Origin of the sequence: Streptacidiphilus rugosus AM-16, from assembly GCF_000744655.1 — a bacterium.
GTDB lineage: Bacteria > Actinomycetota > Actinomycetes > Streptomycetales > Streptomycetaceae > Streptacidiphilus > Streptacidiphilus rugosus.
This window is the reverse complement of sequence record NZ_JQMJ01000004.1, coordinates 546,724-571,084: the sequence shown is the minus strand read 5'-3', so window position 1 is coordinate 571,084 and position 24,361 is coordinate 546,724. Positions and strand designations below refer to the sequence as shown.

The 24,361-nt window shown below is 73.4% G+C and carries 20 protein-coding genes; 5 read left to right on the top strand and 15 right to left on the bottom strand.

What is annotated here, in order from left to right:
• The first annotated feature begins 137 nt into the window (after nucleotides 1-137).
• Entirely contained in the window at nucleotides 138-419 is a 282-nt protein-coding gene (locus tag BS83_RS11460; RefSeq protein WP_037603657.1) for a hypothetical protein, read from the top strand.
• Nucleotides 420-537: 118 nt separating this feature from the next.
• Entirely contained in the window at nucleotides 538-765 is a 228-nt protein-coding gene (locus BS83_RS11455) for a hypothetical protein (protein ID WP_037603656.1), read from the top strand.
• Nucleotides 766-846: 81 nt separating this feature from the next.
• On the opposite strand, the gene BS83_RS11450 is transcribed toward BS83_RS11455, so the two are convergent.
• Nucleotides 847-1,503, bottom strand: a complete 657-nt coding sequence (locus tag BS83_RS11450; RefSeq protein ID WP_037603655.1) for a cysteine hydrolase family protein — start codon at nucleotides 1,501-1,503, stop codon at nucleotides 847-849.
• 286 nt (nucleotides 1,504-1,789) lie between these two features.
• Between BS83_RS11450 and BS83_RS11445 the strand changes: the two genes are divergently transcribed.
• The gene (locus BS83_RS11445; protein WP_037603654.1) at nucleotides 1,790-2,884 is read left to right on the top strand and encodes a hypothetical protein; all 1,095 of its coding nucleotides are present in this window, start codon (nucleotides 1,790-1,792) and stop codon (nucleotides 2,882-2,884) included.
• Nucleotides 2,885-2,959: 75 nt separating this feature from the next.
• On the opposite strand, the gene BS83_RS11440 is transcribed toward BS83_RS11445, so the two are convergent.
• The 11 genes from BS83_RS11440 to xylB all read right to left on the bottom strand — a co-directional run bounded on the left by BS83_RS11440 (nucleotide 2,960) and on the right by xylB (nucleotide 16,496).
• Nucleotides 2,960-3,406 (bottom strand): SRPBCC family protein, encoded by a 447-nt coding sequence (locus BS83_RS11440; RefSeq protein ID WP_037603653.1) that lies wholly within the window; start codon nucleotides 3,404-3,406, stop codon nucleotides 2,960-2,962.
• A gap of 88 nt (nucleotides 3,407-3,494) precedes the next feature.
• A complete protein-coding gene (locus tag BS83_RS11435) occupies nucleotides 3,495-4,829 on the bottom strand; it encodes a D-arabinono-1,4-lactone oxidase (RefSeq protein WP_084713367.1) in 1,335 nt (444 codons plus the stop codon).
• Between the two features lie 85 nt (nucleotides 4,830-4,914).
• Nucleotides 4,915-6,420: an L-arabinose isomerase gene (araA, locus tag BS83_RS11430; RefSeq protein WP_037603652.1), complete on the bottom strand. Its 1,506-nt coding sequence runs from the start codon at nucleotides 6,418-6,420 to the stop codon at nucleotides 4,915-4,917.
• Complete coding sequence (locus BS83_RS11425; RefSeq protein WP_232248225.1) at nucleotides 6,417-7,151, bottom strand: L-ribulose-5-phosphate 4-epimerase; 735 nt, start codon at nucleotides 7,149-7,151, stop codon at nucleotides 6,417-6,419. Before BS83_RS11425 ends, araA begins: the two co-directional genes overlap by 4 nt.
• Nucleotides 7,148-8,851: a ribulokinase gene (gene araB, locus BS83_RS11420; RefSeq protein WP_037603651.1), complete on the bottom strand. Its 1,704-nt coding sequence runs from the start codon at nucleotides 8,849-8,851 to the stop codon at nucleotides 7,148-7,150. Before araB ends, BS83_RS11425 begins: the two co-directional genes overlap by 4 nt.
• A 91-nt stretch (nucleotides 8,852-8,942) precedes the next feature.
• A complete protein-coding gene (locus BS83_RS11415) occupies nucleotides 8,943-9,386 on the bottom strand; it encodes a hypothetical protein (protein WP_037603650.1) in 444 nt (147 codons plus the stop codon).
• Nucleotides 9,355-10,374, bottom strand: a complete 1,020-nt coding sequence (locus tag BS83_RS11410; protein ID WP_051942942.1) for an ABC transporter permease — start codon at nucleotides 10,372-10,374, stop codon at nucleotides 9,355-9,357. The genes BS83_RS11415 and BS83_RS11410 overlap by 32 nt, the downstream gene beginning before the upstream one ends.
• A complete protein-coding gene (locus tag BS83_RS11405; protein WP_232248223.1) occupies nucleotides 10,371-12,086 on the bottom strand; it encodes a sugar ABC transporter ATP-binding protein in 1,716 nt (571 codons plus the stop codon). The genes BS83_RS11410 and BS83_RS11405 overlap by 4 nt, the downstream gene beginning before the upstream one ends.
• Before the next feature lie 2 nt (nucleotides 12,087-12,088).
• Nucleotides 12,089-13,243, bottom strand: coding sequence for a substrate-binding domain-containing protein (locus BS83_RS11400; protein WP_037603649.1), 1,155 nt, complete (start codon nucleotides 13,241-13,243; stop codon nucleotides 12,089-12,091).
• Nucleotides 13,244-13,766: 523 nt separating this feature from the next.
• Nucleotides 13,767-14,792, bottom strand: a complete 1,026-nt coding sequence (locus BS83_RS11395) for a LacI family DNA-binding transcriptional regulator (protein ID WP_051942941.1) — start codon at nucleotides 14,790-14,792, stop codon at nucleotides 13,767-13,769.
• 273 nt (nucleotides 14,793-15,065) lie between these two features.
• Nucleotides 15,066-16,496 (bottom strand): xylulokinase, encoded by a 1,431-nt coding sequence (gene xylB, locus BS83_RS11390; protein WP_037603648.1) that lies wholly within the window; start codon nucleotides 16,494-16,496, stop codon nucleotides 15,066-15,068.
• Between the two features lie 173 nt (nucleotides 16,497-16,669).
• Between xylB and xylA the strand changes: the two genes are divergently transcribed.
• A complete protein-coding gene (xylA, locus tag BS83_RS11385) occupies nucleotides 16,670-17,848 on the top strand; it encodes a xylose isomerase (RefSeq protein ID WP_037603647.1) in 1,179 nt (392 codons plus the stop codon).
• A gap of 131 nt (nucleotides 17,849-17,979) precedes the next feature.
• Here the strand turns inward: xylA and BS83_RS41675 are convergent, their stop codons facing one another.
• The 3 genes from BS83_RS41675 to BS83_RS11370 form a co-directional block, all read right to left on the bottom strand.
• Nucleotides 17,980-18,768, bottom strand: a complete 789-nt coding sequence (locus tag BS83_RS41675) for a hypothetical protein (RefSeq protein WP_051942940.1) — start codon at nucleotides 18,766-18,768, stop codon at nucleotides 17,980-17,982.
• A gap of 305 nt (nucleotides 18,769-19,073) precedes the next feature.
• Nucleotides 19,074-19,817, bottom strand: coding sequence for a response regulator transcription factor (locus tag BS83_RS11375; RefSeq protein ID WP_051945324.1), 744 nt, complete (start codon nucleotides 19,815-19,817; stop codon nucleotides 19,074-19,076).
• A gap of 11 nt (nucleotides 19,818-19,828) precedes the next feature.
• Nucleotides 19,829-21,100 (bottom strand): sensor histidine kinase, encoded by a 1,272-nt coding sequence (locus BS83_RS11370; protein ID WP_084713365.1) that lies wholly within the window; start codon nucleotides 21,098-21,100, stop codon nucleotides 19,829-19,831.
• Between the two features lie 286 nt (nucleotides 21,101-21,386).
• Here BS83_RS11370 and BS83_RS11365 point away from each other — a divergent pair, with 286 nt between their 5' ends.
• The gene (locus BS83_RS11365; protein ID WP_037603646.1) at nucleotides 21,387-23,648 is read left to right on the top strand and encodes an MMPL family transporter; all 2,262 of its coding nucleotides are present in this window, start codon (nucleotides 21,387-21,389) and stop codon (nucleotides 23,646-23,648) included.
• Nucleotides 23,649-24,361 lie beyond the last annotated feature (713 nt).

The following is a 24,361-nucleotide window of genomic DNA, read 5'->3' as shown; positions in this document are numbered from 1 at the left end:
GGCGGGCGGCGAGGGGCTGGCCGGGGCGTCGGGCGGGCCCGGGAGCCGGGGGTGGTGGGCGAATGGGTGAAAGGGACGAAACGGGCGCTGCTCACTAGACTGGTGCGATCAACTCGACCCTGGAAGGGAGAGCCGCGATGGCCGCTCACCAGTCCAAGAAGTTGCGCCGGGGCGCGGAGGATCTGCTGCGCCGGACCGGCATGGCCGCCGCGCCCGGGGGTGCCGAGTGGGCGCCGATGCCCGGCGGCGGCATGGCCGCGCCGTCCGGGAACGGGCCGACGACCACGGCCTTCGCCCACCACGGCCCCGGCGGCCAGCGCGGGCGCGCGGGATCGGCGCTGGCTGCCGCGCACGACCTGGTGCCCGGGCATCGGCACCGCGGTGCCGAGCAGCATTCGGCACTCAGCGGCGGCCGGTGACGCTCCGCAGTCGTTCGAGATGCGTGTGTGACCGGAGGCTGCCAGGGTGAGGTCGTGCGCCGAAACCTTTGCTCGTCCCCACGAGCACGGCGCCGCACCCCATTTGGGAGAGAACACCATGTCGAAGGTCAAGAACCAGCCCCGCAAGCAGAAGACGTCGCACCCCGCGGGCCGCCCCGCGCAGCAGCACGACAAGGCCGCGATGTCGGATTCCAAGGCTTCCATGCCGTCCGGTGGGTCGGACATGCCGTCGATGAGCATGCCCGAAGCCCCGATGCGGGGATCGCAGTCGACGCACGCGCTGCAGTCGGCGCACAAGAAGGAGAAGCGCTTCGGTCACAACTGACCTGCGCCGCAACCTGCCTGCCGGCCCGACCGTGTCCCTGCGGCCGGGCCGGACGGCTGTCCGGAGGCGTCCGGCGGGGCCCTACGCGTCCGCGGCCACGGCGCGGCACACCTCGGCGGTGGTCGCCTGCCGGACGCCGATGCGGCCCAGGTCCTCGCCCCGCTCCCGGCTCCACTGCGAGACCGCGTCGGTGACCAGCACCGTGCGCAGATCCCTGGCGCTGGCGTCGAAGAGCGTGGCACGGGGGCAGTTGGGAAGGTTGCAGCCCGCGACGACGACGGTGTCCACACCGTGCTCGCGCAGCAGTTCCTCCAGCCGAGTGCGGTGGAACGCGCTCCAGCGGGGCTTGTAGAGCACGAACTCCCGTGCGCCGAGCGGCTGCGGGGCGCCGGTCAGCAACGACGCCGGGTCCAGTGGTGCCGGCCGGTGGTCGCCGAGTACGGCCGGAACCAGCTCGCTGCCCGTGCTCCCCGGTGCGGCCAGCCGTCCTCCCTGCTGGACCGCGGCCCGCCGCGGCAGGTCGACGTCATCGCCACCCGGCTCGTAGAGGCGCACGACGTGCACCACCGGCCTCCCGGCGGCGCGGTACGCGTCGACCAGCTCGGCGAGCGCGGGAAGGATCTCGTCCGTCCCCGGCACCGGCATCGCACCGCCGGCGACGAAGTCGCGCTGCACGTCGATCACCAGAAGTGCGGAGCGGGCCCAGTGCGGGCGCGTGTGCACGTCTCCCTCGTCCATGCGCCAGACCCTAGCTGGTCCAGACCAATCCGCGGGGACGGTTGCGCGATTCGGATGGAACGTCATCTTCCGGATGTTCCGGACCCGGTGCTGACCTGCGAGGATCCTGTGAACGCGTGAGATAGGGTCACCGGTGGGGGAGTCCGGGGGACACCACGGGCGGCGCGGAGAAATCCGTGTGCCGCCGTGCCGCCCGTCCGGGTACTGTGCGCGGGCGGTGTCACCGCGGCGCTCAGCCGTCGGGCCCCTCCACGCCGCCCCATGAACCGACCTCAGGAGCTCACGCATGCGCGCCCGCAAGACCGTCATAGCCCTCTCCTGCGCCGTGGCTATCGCCGCCGGCGCCGCCGCCTGTGGAACCGCCAAGCAGCTCAGTGCGGCCGAACAGGTCTCTGACGGCTTCGACAAGCTGGGCGCGGCCAAGTCGGTGAAGGTCTCCTTCTCGCTGGACGCCACCCCGGCCCAGCTGGTCGCGCTGGCCGGCACCTCGGCCGCGGACAAGCTCAAGCTGACCGACGCCACCAAGCTCTCCGGCCTCGGCGCCACCGTCACCCTGAGCTCCGCCGGCTCGGTGCAGCAGGCCCTCAAGGTGCTCCAGGACCCGAAGGCCACCGGCCTGCCGGCCGGCTCCGCCCTCGCGATGGAGGTTCACGCCGGGGACGGCAAGCCCCTCGTGGAGATCCGCGAGATCGGCGAGAAGGCCTACGTCCGGATCGGCCTGGACCAGATCGTCAGCCTCAGCGGCGACGCGTCCATGCGCACCGAAATCGCCCAGATGCGCGCGGGGATGGCGCAGATGCCCGCCGCCTACAGCGCCGTCAAGGACCTGTTCGAGGACAAGTGGGTGGGCATCGACGTCAAGGCGGCGGGCGAGCTCGCCAAGAACGCCCCGACCACGGGACTCCCTGTCGGCATCACCCCCAGCGCCGCGCCGTCGCTCGACGCCGCCACGCGCACCAAGCTGTCCGACGCGGTCATCGGGGTGTTCAAGAAGGACGTCGCCTTCACCGACAAGGGCAGCAAGGACGGTGTCCAGCAGATCCAGGTGGCCGCCCCCGCCCGGCAGCTGGTGACGGACCTCCAGGGTGCTGTGCTCCCGATCGTCAGGACCATCCCGGGCGTGGGCTCCAAGCTTCCGACCGGGGCGCCGACGGACGTGCCGGACAAGCAGGCCGCCGCCGAGGTCTTCCTCAAGGACGGCGTCGTCACCAAGGTCACCATGGACCTCAACCAGCTCGACCCGGCCGGCGCCGGACAGCAGCTGCCGGTCTCCCTCTCCTTCGCCCTCGACGCGCCCGCGGTCACCGCACCGGCAGGCGCGTCCGAGCTGACCTCGGGCGTGCTGCAGGACATGCTGAAGGGCATGGGCTCGCAGAGCTGAGCCGCCGCTCGCACTGCGCACAGCGCCCACAGCGCTCATCCGCAGCTGCGGAGCGGGCCGCGGCCATGGCCTGGATCAGGCCGCGGCCGCGGCCTCGAGGAGCTGCTTGAGGGCCGCCAGGTCCCGGGTGTTGGCGCGTCGCATCGCGGCCGCCATCACTCCCGCGCCCATCCTGGCGAACCCGCCCGGCTCGCCGCGGTTGCGGAGCGTCATCCGGGTGTGGTCGGCGTCGACGGCCTGCCAGGTGTAGCTGGTCTCCATCGGGAAGGGCCCTTGGGCCGTGCGCATGACGAGCCGTCCGGGCGAGAGCTCGACCACCTCGTAGGTGTACCTCAGGGTCCGTCCCAGAAAGTGCGCGACGAAGTCCAGCTTCGAGCCGACGGCGAGCGGCGGCTCGGTCCGCCAGCGGACCGAGGTGATGTTCGCGTACCAGGTCGGTGCGTTCGAGGGGTCCCGGGCGTAACCGGCCACCTCGGTGAGCGGGCGGGCGATCACGGTCTCGGTCACGACGTCGACGGCCACGGCGGAGCTCCCTCCGAGCAGTGCGGTGCGGTTCCGTGCGGCCAGCCTTCCCGACGAGGCGGCCCCGCAGTGCGGGACACGCCCGGTCTCACCGCGGAACGACGACCGCGGCGAAGGTTTCGTCGACGAAGCGGTTCAGGAAACGGCCCTCAGGGTCCAGCCGCCGGGCCAGCCGGACGAAGTCGCCGGCGCGAGGGTAGGCCACCGCCAGGTCCTCGGGCGAGAAGGTCGCGAGCTTGCCCCAGTGCGGGCGCGCGTCCAGTGGGCGCAGCGCCGCCTCGACCTCCGCCAGCACCGGCCGCACCGCCGCGGCGTCCGCGACCCAGGTGAAGTGGAAGGCGACGCTGTCCCTTCCGTAGGCGGGGCTGAGCCACAGGTCGTCGGCGGCGACCGTGCGGATCTCGCTCACGTGCAGCACCGGTGCGAGCCGGTCGCCCAGCGCGCGCAGGCGCGTGATCCCCTCGGCCGCGCGCTCACGGGGCAGCAGGTACTCGGACTGCAGCTCGTCGCCGCGACTCGGGGTGAAATCCGGCCGGAAGTGCGGAAGCCGCTCGTGCCAGGGGCCGGGCACCCCCAGCTGCGCGGTGCACGGGTCGGCCGGCAGACCGGGGATCGGGTGCTGACCGGTGGTCGCGGGCACGGCCCCGGCGACGGTCGGGGCTCCCCCGGGAGCGTCCGTCCGCTGCTTGAGCCAGATCGCCGCCTCGCCCGATCCCCAGGTGGTGAAGGCGCTGACGCTGTAGGCCGCGGCGAAGACCTGCTCGAACTGCTCGGCCAGCCGGGGCAGCGGCAGGCCCAGCCAGACCCGCTGCGCCACCTCGAACGCCGGCTCCACGGCGAGCGTGAGCTCGGTGACCACGCCGAGCGCGCCCAGCGCGACCACCGAGCCGGGGAAGTCGGGCGCGTCGTCCGCCCGACTCAGCTCCTGCAACTCGCCTTCTGCAGTGACCAGTTGAAGAGCCAGCACCGCCGATCCCAGGCCCTGGTTCCGGTTTCCCGAGCCGTGGGTCCCGGTCGCCACGGCCCCGGCGACGGAGATGTGCGGCAGCGAGGCCAGATTCGCCAGCGCCAACCCCTCCCGCCACAGATGATCCGCCACGGCCGCGTACCGCAGTCCGCCGCCGACCCGCACCGACCGCCGGTCCCCGGCGATCCGCAGGACCGGCGGCAGCGCGGCCGTGGAGACCAGATCGCCGTCGGTGTCGGCCACCGTGTTGAACGAGTGGCGGCTCCCGAGCGCCCGCACCCGGGTCCCCCCGCGCACGATCGCCCGCAGCTCGTCGACGCTCGCCGGCTCGTGACGGCGCGCGGCCGAGTAGCGGAGACTGCCCGCCCAGTTGGTCCACAGCGCTGCGTCCGACGGCGCGGGGTCCGAGGGCGCGGGGTCCGAGGGCGCTGCGTTCGACGGCGACGACGATGACATGGAGGCTCCGATCGTGGCTCTTGCCGTTGCGGGCTGGGCGGACGCCCGGGAGCGATCATGCCACCCCGACGGTCCGCCGACGCCGTCAGAACCCCTGGGCCAGCCGGTGGTAGGCCTGGTTCCAGCGCAGCTCCCTGACCAGGCCGCGCGGGGTCGTGGCGGCGTCGATCAGGACCAGCTCGGTCCGGGTCATCTCGGCCAGGTCGGCGAGCTGCTCGCCGTCGAGCGCGCTGGAGTACACCGTGTGGTGGGGGCCGCCCGCGGTGATCCACGACTCGGCGGAGGTCGCCAGGTCGGGACGGGGCCGCCACACGGCTCGGGCCACCGGCAGCTTCGGCAGCGGCTGCGGCGGGGCGACGACGTCGATCTCGTTCGCGACCAGCCGAAAGCGGTCGCCCAGATCGGCCATGCCCATCACCAGCGCCGCGCCGGGCGCCGCGTCGAAGACCATCCGGACCGGATCCTCCCGCCCGCCGATGCCCAGCGGGTGGATCTCCACGCGCGGCGTGCCGGCGGCGATGGACGGGCAGACCTCCAGCATGTGCGAGCCCAGCACCAGCTCGCTGCCGGGAGTCAGGTCGTAGGTGTAGTCCTCCATGAACGAGGTGCCGCCCGGCAGGCCGACCGCCATCGCCTTCAGTGTCCGGACCAGCACGGACGTCTTCCAGTCGCCCTCGCCGGCGAAGCCGTAGCCGTCGGCCATCAGCCGCTGCACGGCCAGGCCCGGGAGCTGCCGCAGACCGCCAAGGTCCTCGAAGTTGGTGGTGAAGGCCGAGAATCCGCCGTCCTGGAGGAAGCCGCGCAGGCCCAGCTCGATCCGTGCCGCGTAGCGCAGCGACTCGTGCCGCTCGCCGCCCTCGCGCAGTTCGGCGGCGACCTCGTAGCGGTCCTGGTACTCCTTGACCAGCTCGGTCACGGCCGCGTCCGTGGCCGCGTCGACGGCGGCCACGAGCTCGTTGACCCCGTAGGTGTTGACCGAGACGCCGAAGCGCAGCTGAGCCTCGACCTTGTCGCCCTCGGTCACCGCCACGTCCCGCATGTTGTCGCCGAAGCGGGCCAGCCGCAGCGTGGACAGTTCGGTGCGCCCGATCGCCGCCCGGATCCAGCTGTCGACGCGCGCGGCGACCGACGGCGTCGTCACATGCCCGGCGACGGTCTTGCGGGCCAGGCCGAGCCGGGTCTGCACGTAGCCGAACTCGCGGTCGCCGTGGGCGGCCTGGTTGAGGTTCATGAAGTCCATGTCGATGGTGGACCACGGCAGCGCCACGTTGCTCTGCGTGTGCAGGTGCAGCAGCGGCTTGCGCAGCGCGTCCAGCCCGGAGATCCACATCTTGGCCGGCGAGAAGGTGTGCATCCAGGCGATCACCCCGACGCAGGCGTCCGCGCCGTTCGCGTCCAGCATCGCTCTGCGGATCGCGGCCGCGTCCTTGAGCAGCGGCTTCCACACCAGCTCGACCGGCGCCGCCAGGCGTGAGGTCAGCTCGGCCGCGATCGCCTGCGACTGCTCCGCGACCTGGCGCAGCGTCTCCTCGCCGTAGAGGTCCTGGCTGCCGGTGAGGAACCAGACCTCATGGGTGACGGGAAGGGTCATGCCGGGGCTCCTTCGGAGTGCGCGGTGGTGGGCTGCTGCTGGCCGTACACGTGCTGGTAGCGGTCGTGCAGACGGTCGATGTCGGCCTGGGGCAGCCGGGCCACCGGGCCGAGCTGGCGGGCCAGGTGCATGGTCCGGGCGACGTCCTCGCACATCACCGCCGCCTTGACGGCGGCCTTGGCGCTGCCGCCGATGGTGAAGACGCCGTGCTGCCGCATCAGCACCGCGGGGGAGCGGTGCCCGGCGAGGGTGGCCACGATGCCCCGCCCGATCGAGTCGTCCCCGATCAGCGCGAACGGACCGACCGGGATGTCGTCGCCGAACTCGTCGCCCATGGCGGTGATCGCGCAGGGGATCGGCTCGCCGAGCGCCGCCCAGGCCGTGGCGTACGGGGAGTGGGTGTGCACCACACCCCCGACCTCGGGCATGGCCCGGTAGACGTAGGCGTGCGCGGCGGTGTCGGAGGAGGGCGCGTAGTCGCCCTGGACCACCGTGCCGTCGAGATCCGCCACGATCATCTTCTGCGGCGTCAGCTCGTCGTAGGAGACCCCGCTGGGCTTGATCACCAGCAGCTCCGCGCCGGGCACCCTGGCGCTCACGTTCCCGGCCGTCCAGGCCACCAGTCCCCAGCGCAGCAGCTCCGCGTGGAGCGCACAGACCTCGGCCTTCAGCGCCTCGATCACGTTGGCCGAGCCGGCGGCTTCGGCCGCGCGGGCGTCGATGTCGGTCACTGCGGGATGCCTTCCTGGTCGAGGCCGACGCGGGCCGCGTCGCGCAGGGCGCGCAGGCGGTGCATGGCGCCGGCACCGCCAGTGCCGTGCTCGCGGCCGAAGTGGTCGTGCAGTGCGCGGTACTCGGCGAACAGCGCGTCGTAGGCGGCGGCGCGTGCCGGGTCGGGGCGGTACACGGCACGCTCGACCCGGCCCATCGCGGCCGAGGCGGAGGGGATGTCCGGGTACGCCCCCGCCGCCACCGCCGCGTGGATCGCCGAGCCGAGGGCCGGGCCCTGGTCCGAGCCGATCAGGTTGACCGGGCGGCGCAGCACGTCGCTGTAGAGCTGCATCAGGAACCGGTTCTTCGCCAGGCCACCGGCCACGGTGAACTCGGTGACCGGCACGCCCGCGCGCTCGAACGCCTCGACGATCACCCGCGTGCCGAAGGCGGTGGACTCCAGCAGCGCCCGGTAGATCTCCTCAGGGCGGGTGTCCAGGGTCAGGCCCAGCAGCAGCCCGGAGAGCCGGTGGTCGACCAGCACCGAGCGGTTGCCGCTGTGCCAGTCGAGTGCGACCAGGCCGTGCCCGCCGACCGGCTGATCCGCGGCCTTCTCCGTCAGCAGCTCGTGCGCGGACAGGCCGCGTTCGCGGGCCTCGGCGGCGTAGGACTCCGGCAGCACGGTCCGCGCGGCCCAGGCGAAGATGTCGCCGACGCCGCTCTGGCCGGCCTCGTACCCCCACAGTCCCGGCACCACGCCGTCGCGGACCACCCCGCACATGCCGGGGACCTCGGCCAGGACGTCGGAGTTGAGGATGTGGCAGGTGCTGGTCCCCATGATCGCCAGCAGGTGGCCGGGGTCGAGGGCCCGGGCGGCGGCGCTGGTGACGTGGGCGTCGACGTTTCCCACGCACACCGGGGTCCCCTCAATGATCCCGGTCCAGGCCGCCGCCCGGGCGGTCAGGGCGCCCGCGCGGCCGCCGAGCGGCGCGAGCGGGTGGTCCAGCTTGGCGGTGAAGCCGGCGAAGCCGGGGTCGAGCGCGGCCAGGAACTCCGCGGCCGGGTAGCGGCCGTCCTGGTGGATGCCCTTGTAGCCGGCCGTGCAGGTGTTCCGGGTCTCCACGCCGGTCAGCTCCCGGACGATCCAGTCCGCGGCCTCGATCCAGCGGTCGGCGGCGGCGTAGACCTCGGGGTCCTCCTCCAGCAGTTGGAGCGCCTTGGCGTACTGCCACTCGCTGGAGATCCTCCCGCCGTAGCGGGGCAGCCAGGCCTCGCCGCGTTCGGCCGCGAGCGCGTTGATCCGGTCCGCGTGCGTTTGGGCCGCGTGGTGACGCCACAGCTTGGGGAAGGCGTGCGGGCGGTCGGCGTACGCGGGGAGCTCGCAGAGCGGGGTGCCGTCGGCGGTGGTCGGCAGCACCGTGCAGGCGGTGAAGTCGGTTCCGATGCCGATGACCTGATCAGGCGTCACCCCGGCGAGCGCGAGCGCCTTGGGCACCGCGGTGCGCAGCACCTCGCGCCAGTCCTCGGGGATCTGCAGCGCCCAGTCGGGCCCGAGGGCCGTCCCGCCCCCGGGGAGAGCGTGCTCCACGACCCCGTGGCGGTACTCGTGCACGGCGTCGGCGAGTTGCGTGCCGTCCTCGACCGAGACGACGACCGCGCGGCCGGAGAGGGTGCCGAAGTCCACGCCGACGGTCACCCGGGGTGGCGGTGTGCGATTCATGTGAACGCTCACATTCTGTGGCGAGGCGGGCGGGCTCCCGGGAGGCGGGCTGGGGATGCGTCCTATTGTTAGCGCTAACATTCGCTGAGCGTCAAGGCATCGGACGAAGTCCCTCGCGCATCCCGGGTGGTGGACACGCGGAGGGCACCGCGCGCGGGGCCGACGACGACGGCGGCGGGGAGGGAGGAGGCACCCGCCCCACCCGCCGCCCGTCCACCGCGGTCCCGGCCGGACCGGCCCGACCCGGCGGGACCCGGGGGACTGCCCGACCGATCGGCGCGACGTGCCCGCCCGGTGGGACCCACGGACCGACCGGCCGACTGGCCCGGCCCGGCCGATCGGCGCGACCGGCCGGACCCGCGACGAGCGCGAGCAGGGCGAACGCCATGTCGCCGAGGATCGGCAGGGCCGAGAGCCAGGGGAGGTAGGAGTGGACCGGCCCGACCATCGGCAGCGCGGCGAGCTTCTCCGCGACCGCGACCGCGACCGCGACCGCGTCGCGCTCAGCGTCGTGCGCGGCCGAAGTAGCGTGCACGGACGCGGTCCAGCAGGATCGCGATGCCCAGCACCGCGCCCTGCACGACCTGCTGGTCGTAGGGGCTGACCTTCAGCGCCAGCAGCCCGTTGGTGATGAACTCCAGCAGGATCGCCCCCGCGGCGATGCCGGCGATCCGGCCCTCGCCGCCGAAGAGCGACATCCCGCCGACCACCGCCGCCGCGATGGCCGTCAGCTCCCAGCCCGGCCCCACCGAGGGGTCGGCCACGTTCATCCTGCCGATCACCAGGATCCCGACGACCCCGGCCAGCACCGCGCTCGCCACGTAGGTGGAGGTGATCCGCCGTGCCGTGGGGATGCCCGCGAGCCGCGCCGCCTCCTTGTTGCCGCCCACCGCGTAGATCTGCCGACCGACGTACGTGCGTTCCAGCACGAACCAGGCGACCACGGCCGCCCCGACGAAGAAGAGCGCGGGAACCGGCACCTCCCCGATGTAGTACTGGCTCAGGTTGCTGAACAGCGGCGAGATGTTGTTGACCGGCGAGCCGCTGGTGATCGCCAGTGCCGTGCCCTGCGCCACCGTGTAGGTGACCAGGGTGATCACGAAGGGCGGCACGTTCAGCCGGGTGACCATGGTGCCGTGCCACAGGCCGACCGCGCCGCAGACCGCCAGCGTCACCACGATCGCGACCGGGGCGGGGAGCCCCTGGTCGACGTTCAGCCACGCCGTCAGGATGCCGGCCAGGCCCGCGAGCGCCCCCACCGACAGGTCGATGCCGCCGGTCAGGATGACCAGTGACTCGCCGATCGCGAGGATGCCGACCTGGGAGAGGTCACGGCCCATCACCTGGAGGTTCCCGACGGCGGTGTAGGTGGGCGCGTCGGCCGCGATCCCGACGAACACCAGCACGCAGGCGATGATCACCCCGGCCTCCGGGGAAGCGGCGAGCCTGCGGACCAGTGCGGCGGCGGCCGGACGCGCACGCGGCGCGGTCTGCTCGGGTGCGAGCGTGCTCTGGGCGCTCATGCGGAGGCTCCGTTCTTCGTCGTCAGCGGGTCGGTGGAGTGCGGTGCGGGGGCGTCGGTCGAACCGGCCGCGGGCTCGGACCCGGCGGGCTCCGAGGCGACAGGCTCGGTGGCGCCTGGCTCGGCGGCGACGGGTGCGGTCGCTCCTGGTGGCGTCGCTCCCCGGTCGGGGGAGGAGCGGGAGGGGTGGGAGGTGCCGGCCGCGGCCGTCATGATGCGTTCCTTGGTGGCCTCCGTCCGGTCGAGGACGGCGACCACCCGGCCGTGGTTCATCACCGCGATCCGGTGGCAGATCCACAGCAGTTCCTCCAGTTCGGAGGAGGCGACCAGCACGGCCGCGCCGTCCTCGGCCGCGCGGTCGATCAGCTCGTAGATCTCCGCCTTGGCCCCTACGTCGACGCCGCGCGTGGGCTCGTCGAGCAGCAGCAGACGGGGGCCAGCGGCGAAGGCGCGGCCGAAGATCGCCCGCTGCTGGTTGCCGCCGGAGAGGGAGCCGATGGGCTGCTCCACCGACTGCATCCGGACGTTGACGTTCTCGGTGATCCGCTTCGCCTCGGCCCGCTCGCGCCGCGGCCCGAGCAGGCCCCGGGTGCTGATCCGGCGCAGTACCGAGAGGACGACGTTGGCCCGGATCGGCGCGAAGGCCACCAGGGACTGCTCCTTGCGGTCCTCCGGGATCAGCGCGATCCTGGCCGCCGTGCCGTCCCCGGGCCCGCGCGGCGCGTACGGCGCGCCGCCCAGGAGCATGGTGCCGCCGGTCGAGGGCTGCGCGCCGGCGACGGTGTGGATCAGTCTGCTGCGACCCGAACCCATCAGGCCCGCCACGCCGAGGATCTCGCCCTGGCGCACCGTCAGATCCACCGGCCCGAGCCCGTCGGCGGTCAGCTGCGTGACGTCGAGCATGACCGGGCTGGAGGCGGGCCGGGCTTTCGGCTCGCCGTGCGCGATCTCGCCGCCGACCATCTCCCTGATCAGCCGTTCCTCGTCGGCCTCCGCCGGGGTGAGGTCGGCCACCAGTCTGCCGTTGCGCAGCACCAGGATCCGGTCGCTGACCTCCCGCACCTCGTCGAGCCGGTGCCCGATGAAGAGCACCGCACCGCCGCGCTCGGCCAGCGTCCTGGCCAGCCCGAGCACCACCTCGGCCTCGACCGGACCGAGCGAGGACGTCGGCTCGTCCAGGATCAGCAGCTTCGGTTCGCGGCCCCAGGCCTTGGCGATCTCGATCATCTGCCGGGTCGGCACGGGCAGCGTCCGGACCAGGCGGGTGACCGGGATCGCCGTGGCCGACAGCCCGATCTCTGCGAGCATCGCGGTCGCCTCGGCGCGCATCGCCGCCCGGTCGACCAGCAGTCTGCGGCGCGACTCGCGCGGACGTCGGCCGAGCAGCAGGTTCTCCGCGACGGACAACTGGCCCACCAGGGGGAACTCCTGGGACACCAGGGCGACGCCGAGATGTCCGGCGGCCTCGGTGGAACCGGGGGTCAGCGCCCGGCCGTCGATCTCGATCTCGCCGCCGTCGCGATGGACCGAGCCGGCCAGGGTGCCCATCAGCGTGGACTTTCCCGCGCCGTTCTCCCCGACGACGCCGACCACCTGCCCGGCGTAGAGGTCGAGCTCCGGCAGGTCGAGGACGCGCACCGGACCGTAGGACTTGTGGACCCCCCGCAGCCGCGCGGTGACCGCGCGGCCGGGGTGGTGGTTCGCTGCGCTCATGGTCAGCCGATTCCCAGCTGCGACTCGAGGGACTGATAGGCGCTCAGGTCCGACTTGGTCACCAGGCCCACGCCGGAGCTGAGGGTCGATCCGTCGGACTCGAGGTAGGGCTTGACGATCGCCATGGTGGCGTCCTTGCCCAGCACCTTCTCGGCGGCCAGGATGTAGGCCCCCGTGTAACCCTGCTGGTAGGGCATCTGCACGACGGTCCCGGAGATGACGCCCGACTGGATGAACTGCAGGGTCTGTGCGTCGGAGTCGTCCGAGACGATGTGGACCGATCCGGTCTTGCCGGCCGAGGTGACCGCCTGTGCCAGTGCCGGTCCGTCGTAGGAGTACACCCCGTACAGGCCGGTGACGTCGGGGTTGTTGGCCAGGATGGTCTCGGCGTCGGACGTCGCGGTGCCCGCCGACAGGTTGTCGTTGACCTTCTGGGCGATGGTGATGCCGGTGCCCTTCAGCGCGTCCTCGAAGCCCTGGATCCGCTGGGTGGCGTTGGAGGCGGTGAGCGAGCCGACCAGGATGGCGACCTTCCCGCTGCCGCCCAGCACCTGCTTCATCGCGGTGCCCGCCTGGAACCCGGCGGTGTAGTTCGGCGTGCCGAGGTAGAGCGAGGCCGCGTCGGTGCCCGGCAGCGGGGAGTCGATCGCCAGCACGCTGATGCCGCCGGAGACGTCGGTGTGGATGGTGCCCGCGGCGGAGGTCGGGTCGATCGCGGAGATCGAGTAGCCGGTGACGCCCTGGGAGCGGAGCGTCTCCAACTCCGAGCTCTGCTCGGTCAGCTTGCCGTTGGGCGGGGCGAAGTAGGTGCACTTGGCGTTCGAGACGCCGAGGTCCGCGCAGCCCTTGAGGAAGCCGACCTGGCCCGCCTTCCAGTAGTCGGCGGCCACGTTGACGACCATCGCGATGTCGACCTTGGACAGGTCCTTGCCGGTCAGTGCGGACTTGAGCGCCGCGTCGAGCTTGCCGAGGTTGTCCTGGTTGAACGTCACCGACCCGGACAGCGCGACCGGCGCCGCGCCCGACCCTCCGCCGGAGCCGGCAGGAGCGGGGGCGGCGGAAGAGCCGGAGGGACTCTTGGAGCACGCGGCGGCCGTGACGGCGAGCAGGACGGCGACGGCGGCGGCGGTGGCGCGGGATCTGGTCGTTCCGGTCATGGTGATCGGTGCCCTTCTGTTCTGTGGCGGCGGAGCGAGGGTGGGTGGGGTGCGGCCGGTGCCGTGCGTGATTGTTATCGCTCACAATCAGGCCCGGCGGTGATGGATCCGAACGGGGAGAGGGCGCGGGCGTGCCGGGGCGCGCGCGAAGGGGCGCGACCGGATGTGCGGCGGTGCGGATGCGCGGGGCGCGGCGGTGCGGACGTGGGGACCGGCGGCGTGCGATGTGGCGGCAGTGCGGCAGTGCGGCAGTGCGGCGTTGCGACGGTGCGGATCTGCGGCAGTACGTCGGTGCGGCGGTGCGGGCCTGCGGTGGTGCAGCGCGGTGCGGGTGGTGCGGAGGTGCGGTGGCGGGCCTGAGGCCTTCGACCGGGTGGTGCCCGTCGGTGCCGGTGCGTGGCCGGGGGAGCCCTTGGGCGGTGCTCTGCTCGGGCGGCGCGGCCGGGGAGGGTGGCCCCGGCCCCTCCCGCCCGTGTCCGCGTCCGGCCCCCTGGTCGCTTTCGGCCCTGGGGTCGGCCGCGGGTCAGCCGCGGGGTGCGGCGGTGCTGCGGCGCAGCACCAGCTCCGGTGGCACCAGCACCCTGGGTCGGGTGCGGACGCCGTCCTCGATCTGTTCGACCAGAAGTTCCAGGCCGCGTCGGCCCAGCTCGCCGAAGTCCTGGCGGACGGTGGTGAGCGGGGGAGTGAAGTAGGAGGCCTCGGGGATGTCGTCGAAGCCCGCGACGCTGATGTCGCCCGGGATGTCGCGTCCGGCCTCGTTCAGCGCCCTGAGCAGCCCGAGTGCCATGTGGTCGTTGGCGCAGAACACGGCCGTGGCCTCGGGGTCTTCCGCCAGCTGCAGCCCGGCCTCGTAGCCGGATCTGGCGCTCCAGTCCCCGGCCAGGACCGGCGGCTCCGGTGCGCCGGCCTCCGCCAGCGTGGACCGCCAGCCGGCGAGACGGGCCTGGGCGTCCAGCCAGCTGGACGGCCCGGCGACGTGGTGCACGGTGCGATGCCCGAGGTCGAGCAGGTACCGCGTCGCGGCCCGCGCCCCGGCCTCGTTGTCGACCGCCACCGCGGGGACCCGCGCCTGCGGCCCGGTTCCCACGGCGACGACCGGCACCTGCCCGCTCACCTGCGACAGTGCGCCGACCGCGGAGGTCTGCGGCGCGATGACGAGCACGCCCTCGACCGCCTGTCCGCGCAGCCGCTCGACGGCCTCCTGGACCGAGCGGCCGTCGAGCGAGCGCAGGCTGGCGATGCTGACGAAGTAGCCCGCGCTGCGGGCGGCCTGCTCGATCCCGTAGAGCATCGAGGCGGGACCGTAGAGCGTGGTGTCGAAGCTGACGACGCCGAGGGTCTGCGAGCGCTTGGTGACCAGGGTCCGGGCGGCGGAGTTCGGACGGTAGTCCAGCTCCCTGATCGCCTGGAGGACGCGGTCCCTGGTCTCCTCCTTGACGTGCGGGTTGTCGTTGAGGACCCGGGACACGGTCTGGTGGGACACCCCGGCGAGCCGTGCGACATCGGCCATCACCGGCTTGCGGTCCGGTGCGGTCGCTTCCGCCGTCATGGTCGCCCCTCCCGTCGTTCTGCTGCTGTTCCTGCTGGGTGTGCTGCTGCGTGCCGTGCGTGTTCCGGTGCTGTGGTTCTGCTGTCCGGCCGTGTGCTGAACGTTACCGTGCGGCGTGTTCGGTCTTCCTCGACACGGAATTGTTAGCGCTCACATGCGACCGCGTCAATGGGTCGCGCAGGTCACGATCGGGACACGGAGGCGCAGCCCGCGGCCGGGTCCCCTCCGAGCTGGGAGGGGACCCGGCCGCGGGCCGCGGCAGCGTTCGGGCGGTCAGGCCTGCAGCGCCCGGGCGCGCTCCAGGGTGCGGCTGATCAGGTCGAGTGCTGCCTCGTCCCGCTCCACGGCGGGCAGCACCGGGCCTGCGGCCGTGTCCCAGCGCCGCGCCACCTGGTCGGCGGCCTCGCCGGTCAGCAGCGCCGCCGCCTGCGCCGCCGCGCCCAGGGCGACGAGCTCCGGCGCGGTCGGCACCTGCACCGGCCGGCCCGACAGCCGCAGCACCGTCCGCTGCCACCCGCGTCCCCGCGCCCCGCCGCCGATGAGGAGCAGGGGCCGGTCGGCGTCGCGGCCGCCCGCGTCCGGGCTCTCGCCGCCCGCGGCGAGGACGTCGTCCAGGGCCGTGAGCAGCGCGTGCGCGGCGCCGTCGTATGCCGCCTGGAGCAGTTGGCCGGGAGTGGTGTCGTGCCGCAGGCCGTGGACCAGGCCGCTGGCGGCGGGGAGGTTGGGGGTCCGCTCGCCGTCCAGGTAGGGGAGGACGACGACCTGCCCGCCCGGCTCGACCGCCTCCCGGTCCCGCCCGAGCAGGGTGGCGAACCGGTCGACGGCCAGCGTGCAGTTCAGCGTGCAGGCCAGGGGCAGCCAGCGCCCCAGCGCGTCGGCGAATCCGGCGACCGTCCCGGTCGGGTCGGCGGGCCGCTGCCGGGCGACCGTGTAGACGGTCCCCGAGGTGCCCAGGCTCAGCACCGGCTGACCGGGGAACAGCCCGAGCCCCAGCGCGGCGGCGGCGTTGTCCCCCGTGCCCGTCGCCACCGGCGTGCCCGCGCGCAGCGGTCCGCCGGAGCGGGCGACGCCCGCCTGCGCGCCCGGCTCCAGCACGACCGGCAGGGCCGAGCGCTCCAGGCCGACGAGCCGCAGGATCTCCTCGTCGTAGCCGTCCGCCCCCCACCAGCCGGTGCCGGAGGCGTCGCCGCGGTCGGTGGCTGCGGTCCCGCACAGGCGCTCGGTCAGGTAGTCGTGCGGCAGCCTGACCGAGGCCACGCGGGCCGCCGCCTCCGGCTCGTTCTCGCGCAGCCAGGCCCACTTGGCGACGGTGAACGCCGCCGTCGGCACGCTGCCGGTGCGCCGGGCCCAGGCTTCGGCCCCGCCGAGCGCCTCGACCAGCCCGGCGGCCTGTGGCGCGGACCGCACGTCGTTCCAGAGCAGCGCGGGCCGGACGGCCTCGCCCCGCTTGTCGAGAGCGACCAGCCCGTGCTGCTGCCCGGCGACCGAGACGGCCTCGGCGACCTGGCCGAGGCCGGTCGCGGCCACGGCCGCGTCGAGCGCCTTCCACCAGCCGTCCGGGTCGCTCTCGCGGCCCGCCCCTGCGGAGACGACGTGCGGTGCCTGGCCGCGTCCGAGCACCTCGCCGGTCTCGACGTCGACGGCGAGAGCCTTGGTCGACTGTGTCGAGCTGTCGATGCCGATCACCACGTGCCGTGCGGCCATGGGTGCTCCTTCTACGGGCGGATCTGTCGGGACGGTGCGGGCGATGCGGGCGCAGCCGGAGGGACCGCCGGAGGCGCCGCCGGGGCGGGGGCTTCCGTTCGCCGCCCCCGCATACTAATTTGTTTTTTGCCAATACGAATAGAGCCGCAGTGGCACCGAACGGAGCAGATCCCATGACCGACCCCCTGCGCCCCACCCCCGAGCACAAGTTCACGTTCGGCCTCTGGACGGTCGGCTGGCAGGGCCGCGACCCGTTCGGCGACGCGACGCGCCCGGCCCTGGACCCGGTGGAGACCGTGCAGCGGCTGGCCGAGCTCGGGGCCTACGGCGTCACCTTCCACGACGACGACCTCATCCCCTTCGGCTCGACCGACGCCGAGCGCGAGGCGACGGTGAAGCGCTTCCGTGCCGCGCTGGACGCGAGCGGCCTGCGGATCCCGATGGCGACGACGAACCTCTTCACGCATCCGGTCTTCAAGGACGGCGCGTTCACCGCCAACGACCGCGACGTCCGGCGCTACGCGCTGCGCAAGACCATCCGCAACATCGACCTGGCGGCCGAGCTCGGCGCGTCGGTCTACGTCGCCTGGGGCGGCCGCGAGGGCGCGGAGTCCGGCGCGGCGAAGGACGTGCGCGTGGCGCTGGACCGCCTGAAGGAGGCCTTCGACCTGCTCGGCGAGTACGTCGTGGAGCAGGGGTACGACATCCGCTTCGCCATCGAGCCCAAGCCGAACGAGCCGCGCGGCGACATCCTGCTCCCGACGGTCGGTCACGCCCTCGCGTTCATCAACGAGTTGGAGCGTCCGGATCGCGTCGGCGTCAACCCGGAGGTCGGCCACGAGCAGATGGCGGGCCTCAACTTCCCGCACGGCATCGCGCAGGCCCTGTGGCACGGCAAGCTGTTCCACATCGACCTGAACGGTCAGTCGGGCATCAAGTACGACCAGGACCTGCGGTTCGGCGCGGGCGACCTGCGCCAGGCCTTCTGGCTGGTCGACCTGCTCGAGTCGGCCGGCTACGACGGTCCGCGTCACTTCGACTTCAAGCCGCCGCGCACCGAGGACTTCGACGGCGTCTGGGCCTCGGCGGCGGCGTGCATGCGCAACTACCTGTTGCTGGCCGAGCGCGCCCGCTCCTTCCGCGCCGACCCGGACGTCCAGGCCGCGCTCGCGGCCTCCCGCCTGCCCGAGCTGGCCGTCCCCACGGCCGCGGACGGCCTGGCGGGCCTGCTGGCCGACCGCGCGTCGTTCGAGGACTTCGACGTCGAGGCGACGGCGAAGCGGGGCATGGCGTTCGAGGTGCTGGACCAGCTGGCGATGGAGCACCTGCTGGGAGCGCGAACGGCAGGCTGAGCGCTCGTTCCTCCACCGCGGTGAGGGTGGTTTGCGGCCGGCCGTCGCATGGGAGGCGGCCGGCCGGGCCGGTCACGGCGGCGGTCCGGGGCCGGACGGCCGGTCCCGCCGGGCAGGTCATGCCCTGTGCGTCACCTCGACGGCGCTTCTTCCGGATCCTCACTTCGCCACGGGTTGACCGGCGGCCAGGGGTAGCCGAGTTGGTCGGCGTGGTAGGTGCCTCCCCAGACCTCGGCGGTGGCGCGGGGATCGCCTGCGGTCAGCTCCGCTTCGAGGCGCGCGGCCTGGTCGGAGGGGTCGTCCTCGGAGATCGGGAGGGTGAGCCCGAACTGGATCCAGGGTCGGTCAGGATCGGTCAGGCCGCGTGGATGCCCCAAGACGACCCGGATTCGATCGGGCTCCGAGCGGGAGGCCCAGACGCCTTCCACCTCGCAGTCCCACCGGTCCAGCCAGTCCTCGCGCCGGTTCAGCCCCGCCTCCAGCAGCCGTGCGACCGCTGCCCCCGGCCACTCCCACCCGCGGTCCGCCTCGGCTCGCAGGACCTCGGCCTCGTACGCGGCCGCGGCGAACCGAAGTCCCGGGGCGTCGAACTCCGGATGGGCCAGGTCGCGCCAGCCCTCCCAGAGGACATGCTCCCCGTCCCGCCGGACCGTCACGTAGAGAGCGCCGCAGCACAGCTCCACACCGCACCCGGACACGGCGACACGAATCTCGTGGGGTGTCGCGGTGGCATGCAGCGGCCCGTCCGGGTCCAGCAGGGGCCGGGGCCCCACTGGGACGTAGCCGGGGCTTTCCGGGCTCTCGGCGAGCACGTCGGTGAGAAGATGCCGGCCGTTGACGATCGGGTGGGCTTCCACCCCGCCCTCGCCGGGCGGTGGGCAGATGATGTTCAGGTTGAGAACGTCCGGTTCCGAGGTCACCGGCCGATGGTCGTGGAAGAAGCCGTAGCTGTCACGCGAATTGTCGGGCCGCCGTGCCGGAGACGCGAAGCGCCTGGGGCGATTCGTGCAGGGCGGTGTCCCTCACCTTCATCGGGTGACCTCCTCGACGTCGTCGCAGCCCGGACCGACAGACCCGGCGGCGTCCTCCACGAGTACCGCCCTTCCTGGGACCCTGAGGCGGTTCGGCCCCGTCGACGCCCCCGCTCCACCGTGTACACGCGCGCAGCGGGCGTCGATCACTTCGGGCGGGAGTGAAACCCTGGACTGTGCCGCTCGCCCCACGGTCAGCCGGGTGGGGCGGGGGCCACCAGGCCGGATTCGTAGGCCGCGATCACCGCTTGGGCGCGGTCGCGGACCTGGAGTTTGCCGAAGACATTGGTGATGTGGTTCTTCACGGTGGAGGCGCTGATTTGCATCGCCTGCGCGATCTCGTTGTTGTCCAGGCCGCCGGCGATCAGGCGCCACACCTCCACCTCACGGGTCGTCAGCTCGGCCGAGCCGGCGGGCCGGGCCGCCGCCCCGGCGCCCTGGTGGGACGGCCGACCCGGAGCGGTGACGTAGGCGGCGAGCAACCGGGTGAGCAGGCGGGGCGCCACGGCGGCCTCGCCCGAGTGCACGGTGCGGACGGCCGCGAGCAGGTCCTCCGGCGAGACGTCCTTGGGGAGGAAGCCCGCGGCGCCCGCGCGGAGGGCGGCGACCACGTACTCGTCCATGTCGAAGGTGCTCAGCGCGAGCACCCGGCAGTCGGGCAGTTCGCGGGCCAGGCGCTCGGTGGCCTGGACGCCGTCGAGCACGGGCATCCGGATGTCCATCACGACGACCGAGGGCCGGTGCAGCCGGGCCAGTTCCACCGCCTGCTCGCCGTTCGCGGCCTCCGCGACCACGCGGACACCGGGTGCGGGGGAGAGGATCAGTGCCAGCCCGCGGCGGACCAGCGGCTGGTCGTCGGCGATCAGAACCGTGAGGGGAGCCGCGCCCTTGTCGGGCTCCGCTCCGCTGTCGGGCCCGGCGTCCGGGTGCCTGCTCACGGGGTGTCCGGTCACGCGAACCCCACCTCCACCGCGCCGAACGGCCGCGCGTCCGCCGGCTCGTGGGGCAGGCTCGCCGCGATCCGGAACCCGCCGCCCGCGACGGGACCGGCCGTCAGGGTGCCGCCGTGCAGCGCCACCCGCTCGCGCATGCCGATCAGTCCGTATCCGCCCACCGACTGCCCCGGCACCGCCCGCTCGCGGGCGGCGGCTCCGCCGTGCGACGGCGGAGCCGCCGCCCCCGCTCCGTCATCGCTGACCTCCACCGTCACCGACTCCGGATGGTAGGCGAGCCGCACCCGAGCCCGTGCCGGCCCGGCGTGCTTGCGCGCATTGGTGAGCGCCTCCTGGACGATCCGGAAGATCGTCAGCTCGGTGGTCGGCGGCAGCGGACGGACCGCGCCGTGGACCGTGAACTCGGTGGGCATCCCGCCCAGCCGCGCGTCGTCGACGATCCGTTCCAGGTCGGCGGTTCCCGGCTGCGGCGCACCGGGGGTCTCCTCCCGCTCGTCGTCCGCCCGCAGCACGTCGAGCAGTTGCCGCATCTCACGCAGGGCCAGGCGGCCGGAGCCCTCCAAGGTCACCAGCGCCTCGCGGACCACCTCGACGTCGCCGTCCAGGTTTGCCCGCGCGCCGCCCGCCAGCAGCTGCATGGTGGTGATGTGGTGGGCCACGATGTCGTGCAGCTCGCGGGCGATCCGCCGCCGCTCCTCGGCCACCGCGCGGTCCGCCAGCAGTGCGCGCCGCACCTCCGCCTCCTGCTGGCTGCGGCCGATCACCGCGCCCGCGCCGACCACCAGCGCGCTGCCGAGCAGGCTGCCGAGCACGTCGCCGAAGGTCAGGCCCACGTGCGGGCCCTGGCTGGTCAGCACGGTCAGCCCCGCCGTGAGCCCGGCGGGCACGGCCAGCCGGAGCGTGCAGTGCCGGCTCACCGAGAAGAGCGCCACCACCACCGCGACCGGGAAGTGACGTGGCGCGGGCTCCCACAGATTCAGCGTCAGGATGAAGGCCAGCACCACGCCCAGCACGGCCACCGGCCACGTCCGGCGGACCAGCAGCGGCAGCGCCGCCAGCACGCTGAGCACCAGGGCCGGCGCGGTGACCGCCCGGCCGTCCTCCAGGCAGCTCATGGTGTAGCCGAAGACGTCCAGCACCGCCGTCCCGGCGGCCAGGAGGGCGTCGCCACGGCCGGGCAGCCAGCCGTCGACGGCGACCGGCGTACCCGACACGCCTCGACCGGTGTCCGCTTCCGCCGTGCCCGGCAGTGGTCGGCCTGTGGCCATGTCCTCGTCCCCTCGGCGGCTCCGCCGCTGTTCTCGATGCGCCGTCACCGGAGCGCCACGGACCGTTCTCCGCGCGAACCATTCTCGCACCGCCCGCCCGCGCACCCACCCGGACCTGCGGAGGAGCCAGGACTGGGAGCACGGTCCTGGTCCGGTCCCGGCCGGGGCCGGGCTCCCGCCCGGCTTCTCGTCCTGTGTCCCGACGAGAAGCCGCCGCGCCGGTGATGGGCTGGAGAAGGCCGGGAAACCCCGGCTCCCCACCCCCCTTCCCACTGAGGAGCAGCACGTGATCCGCGCCCTGACCGGGTTCGCGACCAGGAACCCATGGAAGGTGATCGCCGGCTGGGCGGTCCTGGGTGCCCTGCTGACCGTCCTGGGCCAGTCCCTGATCTTCCAGGTGACCCGCAGCCAGCCGGCCGACTTCCTGCCCAAGAGCTACGACTCGGCCGCCGCGCTGACCATCGCCGAGAAGGAGTTCGGCGCCGATCCCGACGCCGACGTGGTCACCGTGCTGGTCGACCGCCCGGACGGCTCCCCGCTCAGCGAGGCCGACCGGCGAACCGTCGCCACGCTGGCCGAGCGGCTCGGCCGGGAGCGGATCGCGATGCCGCACGACAAGGACAGCCCGCCGTTCGCCCACGACTACTCGCAGGTCCCGAAGCTGGCAGTGGGTCTGCTCGCGCCGGACCGCAGCTTCGAGCTGGTCTCCGCCCGGCTGACCGGCAACGCCGCCGACCCCGGGCTGCAGGCCACCTACCGGGCGTTCCGCGACCACACCCGGGCAGTCTTCGAAGCGTCCGGCCTGCGCGCCGGGTTCACCGGTGGCCTCGCCGACCAGGTCGACTCCGACGACGCCGGCAGCACCCGCTCGGCCATCGCCTCCGGCTGCGCGGTGGGGCTGATCGTGCTGCTGAACGTCCTGGTCTTCCGCAGTGTGCTGGCCGCGGTCGTGCCGCTGCTCGCGGTCGCGCTGATCGGCGGCGTGGCGAGCGGTGCGGTGGTGCTCACGGCGCTCGCCACCGGGATCGACCTCGACCCGAGCGTGCCGAGCCTGATCAGCGTGGTGCTGCTCGGGATCGGCGTGGACTACTTCCTGTTCATGCTGTTCCGGTTCCGCGAGGAACTGCGGGCCCGTCCCGACCGGCACCACCGCGCCGTGGCGGCCGAGGTCGGCGGGCGGGTGGGCACTGCGGTCACCTCGGCCGCGCTCACCATCGTCGCCGCCTTCGCCACCCTCGGGATCGCCAGCTTCGGGCAGTTCCGGGTGCTCGGCCCGGCGATCGCGGTCTCCGTGCTGGTGATGCTGCTGGCCGCGCTGACCCTGATGCCGGCCGTGCTGGCCGCCGCCGGCCGCAGGCTCTTCTGGCCCTCGCGCACCCTGCGCCGTGAGCCGCGCGCCGGTGCGGCGGCCGGCCTCGGTTCCCTGATCGCGCGTCGGCCGGCTGCGCTCGCCCTCGCCGCCGTCGTCGCGCTGGGCCTGCCTGCGGCAGGCCTGGCGGGAGTCGCGATGGACTACGACCTCGGCGGTGGCGGCCCGCAGACCGCCGCCCAGGCCACCGCGGAGCAGATCACCCGCGCCCTGCCGGCCGGGGTCTCCGACCCCACCACCGTTTACCTGCGCAGCACGGACGGCGGCACGATCGCGCCGGCGCGAGTCGCCGGACTGCGGAACAGTCTGGCCCGGGTGAAGGGCGTGGGCCAGGCGGCCGAGCCGGTGCTGGCCCCGTCCGGGCGGGCCGCGCGGATCGACCTCTACCTGACCGCCGACTCCGGCTCCGCACAGGCCCGCGCGCTGGTCGCGGGCCCGGTCCGGGCAGCCGTCGCCGCGCACCTGCCGGCCGGACTGGCCGCCCACGTCGGGGGGACCGCGGCGGTCTACGTCGATGTCGCCACCGCCGTCGACCACGACCTGCGGATCGTCTTCCCGGTGGCCGCGCTGCTGATCGGCCTGATCCTGCTGATGCTGCTGCGCAGTCTGCTGGCGCCGGTGGTCCTGATGCTCTCGGTCGGGCTCGGCTTCGCGGCCACCCTGGGGGCCGCCGCGCTGGTCTTCCAGCACGGGATGGGCAAGCCGGGCGTGGTCTTCACGCTGCCACTGGTGCTCTTCCTCTTCGTGGTCGCGCTGGGCACCGACTACAACATCCTGATCACCGACCGGATCCGCGAGGAGATGGAGCGGCCCGGGTCCACCCGGGACGCCGTGGCACGCGCCGTGCGACACACCGCGCCCGCGATCGCCACGGCCGGGCTGGTGCTGGCAGGTTCCTTCGCCAGCCTCGCGGCCACCCCTGCCGCGGCCACCCAGCAGGTCGGCTTCGCGACCGGGCTCGGCATCCTGCTCTCCGCGTTCGTGCTCTCGATCGTGCTGGTGCCCGCCCTGGCCGTGCTGCTCGGCCGCGCCCTCTGGTGGCCGCTGCGCGGACGACGCGACGCGGACGCCCGGAGCACGCCGGGCGCGGACTGCGCCGCGCCCGGCGAGCAGCCGCGGTCGGACCACCTCTACGGGATCGAGCCGGACGCGCCGGAGTTCACCACCCCGCGGTACTGACGGCACCGGCGGATCGTCCTCGCGCTGGGGCGCAGGGGGATGATTCGCCGGCCCGCGCTCAGGCGGAACGCCCGGCGGCGCTTTTCTGCGGCCGCCGGGCGCAGCGCCGCAATGGGAGGCCGCTGGCGCTTCCGACGATCGGCCGCGACCTATCGGGCACGCCGACACCGGCTTTAGGAGGCTCCGTCTAGGTAACCTAGGGTGACCTGGATGGATTCTGCCTGCGGCAACTGACCAGGTTCTCCCCGCAATTCCCCGCTCTTTCCCGCGTCTCCCCGCCCCGTCTGGCACGGTCCTGGCACGGTGGCGTGCATGACGGACACGCCCAACGACACAGAACCCATCGAGTCACCCAAGGACACTGAGTCGGGCGACGGCCCATCTGGGTGCAGCAGTCCTCTATGGGGTTGCCTCCTCGTGGGCGTCGTGGGGACCGCCGCGCTGGCCTTCCTGTATAGCGTGCTCGCTGGGCTCTGGTGGTGAGTCGCCAGCGGGCATCGGTTCGGCCCGCCAAGGACACTGACCCCCTCGATGCGAACTAGTACTCCAGCAGGACTTTGCTATCTGACCTGGGGCGATGCAGGCGGAGTGGAGTGTAGTCAGGGTGCCAGGCGTCAGGGGCGGCTTCGTGTGGGCTGCCCCTCGATCGTGTGACTGCGCCGTCGGTAGTGGCTGCGGCGGGCGACGGCCTGGCGTCGTCGACGCCAGGCGGA

What these genes read in the sequence shown, in the direction of transcription:
- BS83_RS11460 (WP_037603657.1), top strand. Translation starts at nt 138, where the DNA reads ATGGCCGCTCACCAGTCCAAGAAGTTGCGCCGGGGCGCGGAGGATCTG.
- BS83_RS11455 (WP_037603656.1), top strand. Translation starts at nt 538, where the DNA reads ATGTCGAAGGTCAAGAACCAGCCCCGCAAGCAGAAGACGTCGCACCCC.
- BS83_RS11450 (WP_037603655.1), bottom strand. Translation starts at nt 1,503, where the DNA reads ATGGACGAGGGAGACGTGCACACGCGCCCGCACTGGGCCCGCTCCGCA.
- BS83_RS11445 (WP_037603654.1), top strand. Translation starts at nt 1,790, where the DNA reads ATGCGCGCCCGCAAGACCGTCATAGCCCTCTCCTGCGCCGTGGCTATC.
- BS83_RS11435 (WP_084713367.1), bottom strand. Translation starts at nt 4,829, where the DNA reads ATGTCATCGTCGTCGCCGTCGAACGCAGCGCCCTCGGACCCCGCGCCC.
- araA (WP_037603652.1), bottom strand. Translation starts at nt 6,420, where the DNA reads ATGACCCTTCCCGTCACCCATGAGGTCTGGTTCCTCACCGGCAGCCAG.
- araB (WP_037603651.1), bottom strand. Translation starts at nt 8,851, where the DNA reads ATGAATCGCACACCGCCACCCCGGGTGACCGTCGGCGTGGACTTCGGC.
- BS83_RS11410 (WP_051942942.1), bottom strand. Translation starts at nt 10,374, where the DNA reads ATGAGCGCCCAGAGCACGCTCGCACCCGAGCAGACCGCGCCGCGTGCG.
- BS83_RS11405 (WP_232248223.1), bottom strand. Translation starts at nt 12,086, where the DNA reads ATGAGCGCAGCGAACCACCACCCCGGCCGCGCGGTCACCGCGCGGCTG.
- BS83_RS11400 (WP_037603649.1), bottom strand. Translation starts at nt 13,243, where the DNA reads ATGACCGGAACGACCAGATCCCGCGCCACCGCCGCCGCCGTCGCCGTC.
- BS83_RS11395 (WP_051942941.1), bottom strand. Translation starts at nt 14,792, where the DNA reads ATGACGGCGGAAGCGACCGCACCGGACCGCAAGCCGGTGATGGCCGAT.
- xylB (WP_037603648.1), bottom strand. Translation starts at nt 16,496, where the DNA reads ATGGCCGCACGGCACGTGGTGATCGGCATCGACAGCTCGACACAGTCG.
- xylA (WP_037603647.1), top strand. Translation starts at nt 16,670, where the DNA reads ATGACCGACCCCCTGCGCCCCACCCCCGAGCACAAGTTCACGTTCGGC.
- BS83_RS11370 (WP_084713365.1), bottom strand. Translation starts at nt 21,100, where the DNA reads ATGGCCACAGGCCGACCACTGCCGGGCACGGCGGAAGCGGACACCGGT.